General features: G+C 39.9%; 10 protein-coding genes and 1 tRNA gene. 4 read left to right on the top strand and 7 right to left on the bottom strand.

The features are described from left to right. Position 1: 1 nt before the first annotated feature. The 3 genes from MTF67_RS18415 to nudE all read right to left on the bottom strand — a co-directional run bounded on the left by MTF67_RS18415 (position 2) and on the right by nudE (position 1,580). Positions 2-75: transfer RNA gene (locus MTF67_RS18415), tRNA-Met, on the bottom strand. Positions 76-211: 136 nt separating this feature from the next. Further along, a complete protein-coding gene (gene cysQ, locus MTF67_RS18410; RefSeq protein ID WP_006791377.1) occupies positions 212-1,015 on the bottom strand; it encodes a 3'(2'),5'-bisphosphate nucleotidase CysQ in 804 nt (267 codons plus the stop codon). Next, positions 1,008-1,580 carry an ADP compounds hydrolase NudE gene (nudE, locus tag MTF67_RS18405; protein ID WP_033035276.1) on the bottom strand — a complete coding sequence of 191 codons (573 nt, stop codon included), beginning with the start codon at positions 1,578-1,580 and terminating at the stop codon, positions 1,008-1,010. Before nudE ends, cysQ begins: the two co-directional genes overlap by 8 nt. A 62-nt stretch (positions 1,581-1,642) precedes the next feature. Between nudE and yrfG the strand changes: the two genes are divergently transcribed. Next, the gene (yrfG, locus tag MTF67_RS18400) at positions 1,643-2,290 is read left to right on the top strand and encodes a GMP/IMP nucleotidase (RefSeq protein ID WP_006791379.1); all 648 of its coding nucleotides are present in this window, start codon (positions 1,643-1,645) and stop codon (positions 2,288-2,290) included. Here the strand turns inward: yrfG and MTF67_RS18395 are convergent. The 3 genes from MTF67_RS18395 to MTF67_RS18385 all read right to left on the bottom strand — a co-directional run bounded on the left by MTF67_RS18395 (position 2,287) and on the right by MTF67_RS18385 (position 3,702). Next, a complete protein-coding gene (locus MTF67_RS18395; protein ID WP_248520326.1) occupies positions 2,287-2,910 on the bottom strand; it encodes a dUTP diphosphatase in 624 nt (207 codons plus the stop codon). The two genes, yrfG and MTF67_RS18395, sit on opposite strands and share 4 nt — an antisense overlap. An 83-nt stretch (positions 2,911-2,993) precedes the next feature. After that, positions 2,994-3,362, bottom strand: coding sequence for a YacL family protein (locus tag MTF67_RS18390; protein ID WP_008133305.1), 369 nt, complete (start codon positions 3,360-3,362; stop codon positions 2,994-2,996). 115 nt (positions 3,363-3,477) lie between these two features. Further along, positions 3,478-3,702, bottom strand: coding sequence for a hypothetical protein (locus MTF67_RS18385; RefSeq protein WP_006791382.1), 225 nt, complete (start codon positions 3,700-3,702; stop codon positions 3,478-3,480). Between the two features lie 312 nt (positions 3,703-4,014). On the opposite strand from MTF67_RS18385, the gene uvrD reads away from it, so the two are divergent. The 3 genes from uvrD to MTF67_RS18370 all read left to right on the top strand — a co-directional run bounded on the left by uvrD (position 4,015) and on the right by MTF67_RS18370 (position 9,176). Further along, the gene (gene uvrD / locus MTF67_RS18380; protein ID WP_248520325.1) at positions 4,015-6,180 is read left to right on the top strand and encodes a DNA helicase II; all 2,166 of its coding nucleotides are present in this window, start codon (positions 4,015-4,017) and stop codon (positions 6,178-6,180) included. Then, entirely contained in the window at positions 6,158-8,230 is a 2,073-nt protein-coding gene (locus tag MTF67_RS18375) for a GNAT family N-acetyltransferase (RefSeq protein ID WP_248520324.1), read from the top strand. The genes uvrD and MTF67_RS18375 overlap by 23 nt, the downstream gene beginning before the upstream one ends. A gap of 100 nt (positions 8,231-8,330) precedes the next feature. Then, complete coding sequence (locus MTF67_RS18370; RefSeq protein WP_248520323.1) at positions 8,331-9,176, top strand: chemotaxis protein; 846 nt, start codon at positions 8,331-8,333, stop codon at positions 9,174-9,176. Between the two features lie 48 nt (positions 9,177-9,224). Here the strand turns inward: MTF67_RS18370 and MTF67_RS18365 are convergent, their stop codons facing one another. Next, on the bottom strand, positions 9,225-9,881 hold the full coding sequence (locus MTF67_RS18365) for a nitroreductase family protein (protein WP_243532018.1): 657 nt from the start codon (positions 9,879-9,881) through the stop codon (positions 9,225-9,227). Positions 9,882-10,487 lie beyond the last annotated feature (606 nt).

Below are 10,487 nucleotides of genomic sequence, written 5' to 3'. Positions count from 1 at the left end.
GTTGCGGGAGCCGGATTTGAACCGACGACCTTCGGGTTATGAGCCCGACGAGCTACCAGGCTGCTCCATCCCGCGCCTGTAATTTCTTTAAAACATTTCCGTAATATTTACGAGCCTGCCTTGAAGAGAGCGCTACTATATAGGAATAAACTTATAATGCAAGGCTTTAACTACCTAAAACTGTTCAAGTGAACAAAAAGCAATCAAAACTCTATTCTATACTCGCTCTTTGATGAGGAGTAATCATTTTTTGAAACTCCCAATCAGGGTGGCCCATTACAATAAAGTCTGGGTTTTCAGTGCTCTCGCGTTGGTTATAGGTTAAAGGGTTAAACTCTGCATCAGTAATGCAACCGCCCGCTTCTTCTACAATAACTTGTGAAGCCCCTGTGTCCCACTCACCTGTTGGGCCTATTCTTAAAAAGCAGTCCGCTTTACCCTCAGCAACAATACATGCTTTTAACGAGCACGAACCAACCGCAATGGTTGTAAATTGGCTATTTAAGTATTGACTCACCGACTCAATTTTCTGACGGCGACTTACTGCTAGTGTTAAACTTTCAGGCGGAGCTACGTATATTCGAGTGTCGCTCTTTTCTTCACGCTTAAAAGCACCATTTTTAGCACTCGCAAAGTAAGTAATACCTTTCGACGGCCAATGAATTACCCCCAACACAGGGTGGTTATTTTCAATAAGCGCAATGTTTACCGCAAAATCACCACTTTCTAAAATAAATTCACCTGTGCCATCCATGGGATCAAGTAACCAATAACGCTGCCAATCTTGCCTATCGGCTAATGCAGGAATAGGTGTTTCTTCCGACATAATAGGAATATCGGGCGCAAGTGCCTTTAAGCCTGCAACAAGCACATCATTTGCAGCTAAATCGGCTTTAGTTACTGGTGTGTGGTCTGACTTTTCTTGTTGGCCAATATCATCTTTTTTGTATATAGCCATAATGGCATCGCCTGCACGTTCGGCTAATTCAATACAAGGTTCTAATAATTTATTCATCGGCAGCTCCAGATGCTAAGTACTTATCTAATAATAGCAAAGCGGCAACACTTCGTGCTTCGGTAAAATCATCTTGCTCTAATAATGACTGCCATTGCGTTAATGGCCACTTAACAACAACTAAAGGCTCAGGCTCGTCGCCTGGAAGTGTTTGCGGATATAGTTGCTTAGCAAATAAAATATGCATGGTGGCATTAAAATAACTAGGTGCCATGGTCACTGTTTTTAATGGTTTAAAAAAGTCTGCGCCAAAACCTACTTCTTCTTTAAGTTCTCTATTAGCAGCTTGCTCTGGTGTTTCGCCTGGGTCGATCAGTCCTTTAGGAAAGCCTAGCTGGTAGTCATTGGTGCCCGCGCAATACTCACGCACTAGCAGCATTTCGTTATCAGCCGTTATAGGCACAATCATTACAGCGCCTCTGCCACCACCTCGAATACGTTCATACTGACGCTCTTCGTCATTCGAAAATTTTAGCTCTAAAGATTCCACAGTAAATAGGCGACTTTTAGCGACAACGTTATTACTTAGGATTTGAGGAGGTGTTGGATGCTTTTTCTGTGTCATTGGCGTTAATTTGCTATCATGGCAGTTGTGCTTAATCATAAACTTTTCACAGGGAAAAGCCCATGCTAAATTGGTCAAAAATCGATACCGTTTTACTTGATATGGACGGAACACTCCTCGATTTACATTATGACAGCCATTTTTGGTTAACTGTTCTTCCACAGCAACACGCCTTAGCGAAAAATATAAGCCTGAGCGAAGCAAAAGAAGATATTTTTAAACGCTACCAAGCTGTAAGCGGCCAAATTGAGTGGTATTGCTTAGATTATTGGGAAGATCAGCTTAAATTACCAATTATGGATTTAAAGCGAGAAACACAGCACCTTATAAAAGTTCGTGACGACGTGCCCTATTTTTTAACGGAGCTAAAAAAAGCAGGAAAAGAGCTTATATTGCTTACCAACGCACATCCAGAAAACGTCATGATGAAATTTGAACACACCGCAATCGATAATTATTTAGATGGTGTAGTGTCGACTCATGAATATGGCGTAAGTAAAGAGCAGCAAAGTTTATGGCACCAAGTACAAAATGATTTAGGATTTAACAAAACACGTACTTTGTTTGTTGATGACAGCATAGCTGTATTAAATGCCGCAAAAGAATACGGCATTGGACACTTACTTGCGGTTGCCAACCCCGACAGTCAGCAACCACACAACGAAATAGCCGATTACTTAAATGTAACCGACTACCGCACTATTATTTAGCTTTTAGGGTAACGTGCCTCAAGGCCTTGATAGACTAATTTTGCGAAGTCTGCATGTTCGGTATCAAGGCTTTTAACTACTTCCACTAAGTGCCCGTTATCTTCTTGCCCGTTCCACACTTTAATGTAGCTACCGTCTTTATAACCATGGTCTTGGCGAAAAAAGTTTAAGGTATTTTTACCAACATAACCACGGTATAAATCGTCAATATCCATGCCCATTTGTGCCATACAACCGGCAAATGCTGATGCATTAAACGCTTTATCTGCAACAGCAGATGCCGCAAGTATTTCTAACGTTTGTTTAAAGTCATCAGCTTGCTGTACTTGGCTCAACTCACTTTCTAATTGCTTTGCTAAGTCTTGATAGCTTGTTTTTCCGTCAATACGTAGCGACAAACCAAAGTGAAAAATATCAACCAATTCTAAAATAACTTGCTCGGTATCGGGTGTTTGTTTTTTCCACCACTTCCAGCCATGATGATCTAGCATTTCGGCACACTCAACCCAAATAGCGCGATACCATTCAAACCCTTGTGTAAACCATTGTTCATGCACTTTTGTATTCATGGCGTTTTGCATTTCTAGCATGACTACTAGCTTATTTAAATTGGCAGACATATCAATTCCTGTCGTTTTTTAGTTGTTTTAATAATACAGAGAAAGCGCTGTTTTTGCATTTGCTATGTCTGTTTTAATTATTTTTATCGATTACTGGTAAACTCAGCCCACGACTCGATTAAATCAATAAAGTCTTCAAAACCACAACCACTGCTTAAGTCGTTCTCTTCAAGCATTAAATCATCATCTTGATAGGCAATTAAGTCTTCGCTGTCTTGGTGCAGAGCATGAGCCTCAAATAAGGCCTCATCTTTAGATAAAATTAAATCTATTTCTTGGCCTTTTAGAGTGACTGGCTCAAAACTCGTTTTGACAGACACAATAAGTGCTTGCACCATAGCGACTTTGCCTTTGCCAATTTCTTCGTTTAACCAACGACCTATTATTGCGTGTTCGCTGCTTATTTTAATTCGTAAACCACTAATAGGGTCACGTATAAATTGATATTCCATAGCTATTACTTATTAAACGTTAATAACGCGATTATACCCGTAAATTAGCTGTAACGCCGACCCTAAAAAACAAAATAGCGCCATTGGGCGCTATTTTTGTAAAACGTTTAAATACCTAACTTCGCGAGCGGTATCGTGCCGCATCTATTATCGACCATAAATAAATAATAGGTACTAATACAAAACCAACGAGTACGTAAATAAGTGCGTAACTTATAACAATAGCTAGCGCAAAAAATATAGCCGCTAAAATACGCCCTTGTACTAGTTGTCCTAAACCAGGAAAAAATATATTACACAATGCAGCAATCACATTACCGCCAGACCCTTGATCAGCCATACTCACCTCTGTAGTTAATTAATTTTAAATTTTAGTTATCTACTTACTATCACACTTTATGCCAATTTATTAAAGCTTAAAAATCAGTTAGTTAAATTACGACTCACTAATTACTTTGGTATTTTTTACTAAATATAGGTCAATTTGATTATTTTTATTATTAATTTTAGTCACTTATCCACGCTAAAAACTATCCAGCTGATTGGTTTTAGAGGCTATTTTTATAATAGCTGTTCATAAAAACAGTATTTTATTTAGCCTAACAAAAACACCTGTTATACTGCCCTCAATATTGATTAAAAAGGCGTAACGATGGACGTTTCAGAATTACTCGACGGCTTAAATGACAAACAACGCGATGCCGTTGCAGCCCCATTACAAAACATGCTGGTGTTGGCCGGTGCTGGGTCTGGTAAAACACGAGTGTTAGTTCATCGTATCGCGTGGCTTATGCAAGTTGAACAAGCATCAGCTTATAGTATTTTTGCGGTAACTTTTACCAATAAAGCAGCTAAAGAAATGCGTACCCGCGTTGAAGAAACCTTAAAAGCACCGGTTGGCGGGATGTGGATTGGTACTTTCCATGGCTTATCACACCGTATTTTACGCGCTCATCACCGTGAAGCTAACTTACCAGAAGCCTTTCAAATTTTAGATTCTGATGACCAACTTCGTATGATCAAGCGCTTATTAAAATCAATGAATATTGATGATAAAAAGTGGCCTGCAAAACAGTTTGGTTGGTACATAAGCGCTAAAAAAGACGAAGCACTTCGCCCTAAAGATATTCAAGCTTATGATATAAACGAGCAAATGATGCTGCGTGTATATGCCGCCTACCAGGAAGCGTGTGACAGGGCTGGTTTGGTCGATTTTGCTGAAATACTGCTACGCAGCTATGAAGTATTAAAAAATAACCCGACGCTACTTCGCCACTACCAACAGCGCTTTGCCCACATGCTAGTAGACGAGTTTCAAGATACTAATACCATTCAGTACGCATGGTTAAAGTTACTTGCAGGCGACACAAGCAGCATAATGATTGTTGGCGACGACGACCAAAGTATTTACGGCTGGCGCGGCGCTAAAATAGAAAACATAAAACGTTTTTTAACTGACTTTGATGCTGAAACTATTCGCCTTGAACAAAACTACCGTTCAACCGCAACTATTCTTAAAGCATCTAATGCGCTTATAAAAAATAACTCCGAGCGTATGGGTAAAAGCTTATGGACCGATGGTAACGAAGGCGAGCCTATATCAATTTATGCCGCCTTTAACGAGCTAGACGAAGCCCGCTTTGTAAGTAGCAAATTACGTAGCTGGTTAAATGCTGGTAACGCGTTGCAAGACGCCGCTATTTTGTACCGTAGTAACGCGCAATCTCGTGTACTCGAGGAAGCCATGCTGCAAGAAGGCTTAAAATATCGCATTTACGGTGGTATGCGATTCTTTGAGCGTCAAGAAATTAAAGATGCGCTATCGTACTTACGCTTAGTAGGTAATCGCCAAGACGATGCCGCATTTGAGCGTGTAATTAATACTCCTGCTCGCGGTATTGGCGATAAGACATTAAGTCATATACGTGATTGTGCACGTGCTGAGTCACTTCCGCTTTGGTACGCAGCTAAAGCTATTGTTGAACAACAGCACTTATCAGGCCGAGCAGCTGGCGCTGTAACAAAGTTTGTAGAGCTTGTTGAGCACATCGAAGACAAAATTAGCGATCTCACCCTACAAGAACAAGCTAAATACACAATTCAAACCTCTGGCCTTATGGCTATGTATCAAGCTGAAAAAGGCGAAAAAGGCCGCGCTCGTGTAGAAAACTTAGAAGAACTTATAAGCGCGTGTGATCAATACGAACTCCCTGAAGAAGAAGAGTTTAGCTCACCACTACAAGGCTTTTTAGCCTATACCTCGCTTGAATCTGGTGAAGGCCAAGCCGATGAGCACGAAGACGCGGTACAAATGATGACGCTTCACTCAGCTAAAGGCTTAGAGTTCCCGCTTGTGTTTATGGTGGGCGTTGAAGAAGGCATGTTCCCTTCGCAGCAAAGTAATGAAGAGTCTGGCCGCTTAGAAGAAGAACGCCGCCTTTGTTACGTAGGTATGACTCGCGCTATGGATAAATTATACATTAGCCACGCCGAAAGCCGCCGCCTTTATGGACAAGAGAAGTACCATAGTCCTTCGCGTTTTTTACGCGAAATCCCTGAAGACTGCATTGAAGAAATTCGTATTAAAACGCAAGTTTCGCGACCACCGGCAGCTGGTCGCTTTAGTGCATCAGTAAGCCATGCCGCCTTTGAAGACAGCGGCTTTAACTTAGGTCAACGTGTACTGCATGCTAAGTTTGGTATTGGTACGGTACTTAACTATGAAGGTAGCGGTGCACAGTCGCGTGTACAGGTAAACTTTGACGACCTTGGCAGTAAATGGCTAGTAACGGCTTATGCACGATTACAAGCTGTATAAAGCTCACATAAACACGTTAGAAAAAACACTAGTTGGCGCTCATCATCGCCAACTGGTGCTTATTACTGGCAGTACTGTTTGGTGCTACGAGCTGTTAGGTGAATTACTTCAAACTGAAAACACACTCGTCGTTTCTAAAAATACCAGACTAAATAACGCGCAGTGGCCTAATCGTACTCATCAAATTTTAGGGCAAGAATATTCTCATGCCGTATACGATGGCTTTAGTGGCTTGCACCCTGATAAATTAGCAGCTATTGCAGGTACGGTAAAAGCAGGCGGTATTTTATATTTACTGCTACCAGAGCTAAGCGAACTTTCAACTTGGCCAGATCCTGCCTTAAGCACAGTGCAGTCTCACGGGCATAAAGTAAGCTATAGTTTTTTTAATGAACGCATTGCCCGCGTTGTACAATCGTTACCCGCTTATCACTTTAGTGAATTACATGGCTGTACAGATAATATCAGCAGAGAAAGCTCTGACAATAAAATAGATTTTGAACCGCAACAGCATTGTGTAGAAAATATAATTAAAGTGGCTCATGGTCGCGCCAATCGCCCTTTACTCATTAATGCCGACAGAGGTCGTGGTAAATCAGCAGCGCTTGGACTTGCTGCCGCCAAGCTTATCGATAAGAAAATACTACTTTGCAGTACACAATTTAAAGCCACTCATAGCAGCTTTAAACATTTAAGTAATGAGTTAAACATACCCTTTGATGGTAAAAGTAAGCAACTTGCTAATTTACAGTATATTGCTCCAGATTCATTATTAGACTCGTTGCCAGAGTGTGATCTATTACTTGTTGACGAGGCGGCTGCTATTCCAGTTCCTCTGTTATTAAAAATGCTAAAACAGTATCCGCGCATTGTATTTGCAAGTACTTTAGTAGGTTATGAGGGTAATGGTAGAGGCTATACAATTAGGTTTAGTCAGTACATTAAAGCAAAGTATAAAGCCGCTAATATTATCACACTTGATGAACCGTTAAGGTTTGCAAAAGCCGACCCGCTAGAGCGCCATATACGCACTTTGCTCGCACTCGAAGCACAGTACGAAGAAATACAAAGCAATGGCTTAAATAACCTAGTCCACAGTGAAATTACTCAGCAACAACTCACAAATGACGAGCTGTTACTTGAGCAGGTTATTGCATTACTTGCCTTAGCACATTACCAAAGTAGCGTTAACGATTTACGCCAACTACTTGATGCACCCTCACAACGATTGTTCATAACCCAAACACATAATCACCTAGTGGGGGTGTGTTTAGTTACAATAGAAGGCGGGTTACCCCTCGAGCTAACTGAGCAGGTGCTTAAAGGTGAACGCCGCCCACAAGGGCACCTAATGGCACAAACTCTCTCGCAGCTAAGCAGTGATCCCCAGTGCCTTACCCAACTCTCTGCTCGAGTAGTAAGAATTGCTGTTGCCCCTAATCTTCACAGTCAAGGAGTAGGTAAAGCCCTACTGAGTTTTTGCGAATCAAGAGTAAGTAATGAGTGCCATTGGTTTGGTGCTAGTTTTGGCGCTACGGCTGAGCTATTAAAATTTTGGCAAAGCCAAGGGTTTAGCACTATAAAGCTGGGTTATCAAAAAGATAAAAGCACTAGCGAGCATTCAGCACTCGTTGTGAAATGTTTAAACAACAATACGGGTACACTGAAACTATTAAAAGCTGAATTTCAAACCGATATATTTTATGCTTTACTCACACACTTTAAACACCTTGATTGGCAGCTTGTAAATGTACTTATTTCCTCGTTTACAGATAGACCTATCAGTTCAGACATCAAAAAACGTTTAATACGACAACTTAATAATCACTTTTCTCGATTTAGTATTACAGCTACTATTTGGCAAGTTGTAACTCTGGCACCCTCTGTTGTTAATTGTTTAACGCAAAGTGATAAGCAACTATTAATTAGCTTAATTTTGCAAAATGAAAGCGATACAAACGTCATTGAACAATTAAATATACAAGGCAAAAAAGAGCTTGAAACATGCTTTAAACAAGCAGTGTTAAAACTAGCTAAAGCCATCAAATAACCCACCCCCTTAATACAATGATTAATTACCACAGTTACTTAAGCTATTTGGTAGATTTGTTCTATTCTTAATACATTAATGGGTAAATTAAGATAAAGGCATGGAATTAATAAACTTTAAAGTGGGCTCCAAAACAATTTCACTGAAAATACTTGATATCTTATTAACCGAGCGCTTTGATAATAATCTCACAACACTACCAAACAACAACAAAAGCTTTATTGGTGTTAAAGATTATATGGATATCCCTACGCCAGTTTTCGATTTAGGAATTATCTTAAATAATATATCAACAGAGCAAAGCAACAAACATATTTTAAAACAGCTAAGATCCTGGCAAGACAAACAAACCAAATGGTTTAATACACTCGAGACAAACCTCTTAAATCAATCAGAAAAATTAGTTATTAATGAAACTGAGCTTCAAGACTTTATTGTTTTTTTCCAGGAGTTCAATACAGACAACCCTGATTTAAAGCTTACTATCTCACGCTTTAATGAGCCTTTTGAATTATTACTAGAACAAGCTAGACAAGCCGTAACTGCTCACAGGCAAGGTGAACATAAACAGGTAAGCTATTTACTTAGTAAGATAAAACGTAGCAGTCTTGCTCAGTTAGAGAGACTGTTTGAATCAGCACAAGAGCAAATAACTTTGGATTACAAACCAATTATTGTATTCACAACGAAAGACGGTATAAACCCTCATGTGGGGTTGCTGGTCGATAAAGTAGAAGACAGCCTAGATTATAAAAAAGAAGATATAAAACCATTAGATAAACTAACTGATATAGGCTTTGATATAGATCCACAAACTAAAGGTATGATGCGAGGCTTAATAAAAATGGCAGAAAATCATAGTGTGCTTATCGATCCGAGTTCCATATTTAAGCCGACTGAACTACAGGTAGAAACTGAAAATACGGAAGCGTATGGCTTATTTTAGACACAAAAAAGCCGAGATAGACTCGGCTTTTTAATAAAGTTTTTTATGCTATACGGTTGTTATAATATCTTCTACCGCTAAACGCGCCTTTGGCAAACCATGGTTCCAGTCTTCGTCGGTATTAGGGTAACCCATTGCTAGTGCAACTTCACAAATATGACCGTCAAGTTCAGCATTAAACTTCTCACTAATTAGCTCTGGGTCAACGCCTTCCATTGGAGTCGACGCTATGTTCAATCGCGCTAATGTATGCAGCACATTACCAAGTGCTAAGTAAACCTGCGCTTTAGTCCAACTACCGTTGTAACCATTCTCATCTGTGTTCATTTCAGCGAACGCATATGCACCCATAAAGTTATCGCGCATATCTGCTGGTAAATGACCAGAGCTGACTTCTACATCAACACGCTTAGAAAATTTTTCTTTCGTAAACTTAGGATCATAAGCAAGTAATAATGTATGCGATGCTTCTTTAGCATGATGCTGATTAAACTGGTGTTTGTTAGCAAATGTATCGTGTAAGCGTTGTTTACCTTCTTCACTTTCAACCAAAATAAACTTCCAAGGTTGCGAGTTAATTGAAGAAGCTGACAAGCGAATAGCCTCTTTAATTACTTCAATATCTTCATCAGAAATACGTTTTGATGAATCATATTGCTTAGCGGTATAACGATTGTGTAAATCTTTGATAATTTGATGAGCCATGTTTTTCTCCAAAACTTATACTAAGTAAATATTTTATGACGTTAGTTTAATTGGAAAGGATCATTTTGATAATAGTGAATACAGTTAAAAGACTATATAGAAAATATTGATAATTAAAATAGCCTAGGCGACCATTCAATTATTATGTAAGCATGTACTAAAAGTTCGGTATAGTTTGGCCATTTACTAAATCCCAGACAGAAAGAAACCCGTCACATTGCTGCAACGGATTTCTCTTATTTGAGGCTTGGTAATGTCATAGTGCCCACAGCGGTAGAGAGTCACATAGCACATGGGATACTATTATTGGTCGGGGCTCGCCTTCGCGCTGTTTTGTGTCGCTACTGAGTTCGGCATGGGGTCTTGGCTATATACTAAACCCCAGAAAGCAAAAAAACGTTACATTGATTTAGCGGGTTTTTCTTATTTGAAGTCGGTGCGCTACTAGTAACCAAAACACCGTCCACAAAGAGCCGCTTTGCTCAACAGACGCTACGCTTTAGAGAAGGGAATGCTGAAGATTACTTTCCTGCAGACGTAAAAAAGCCGCTTCATTTCTGAAGCGGCTTTCTACAATTTGAAGCCTGGTAATGTCCTACTTTCACA

It is taken from the genome of Pseudoalteromonas sp. 2CM32C, from assembly GCF_023161925.1.
Lineage (GTDB): Bacteria > Pseudomonadota > Gammaproteobacteria > Enterobacterales > Alteromonadaceae > Pseudoalteromonas > Pseudoalteromonas marina.
The sequence above is the reverse complement of the archived record's forward strand: the minus strand, read 5'-3'. Positions and strand labels throughout refer to the sequence as shown.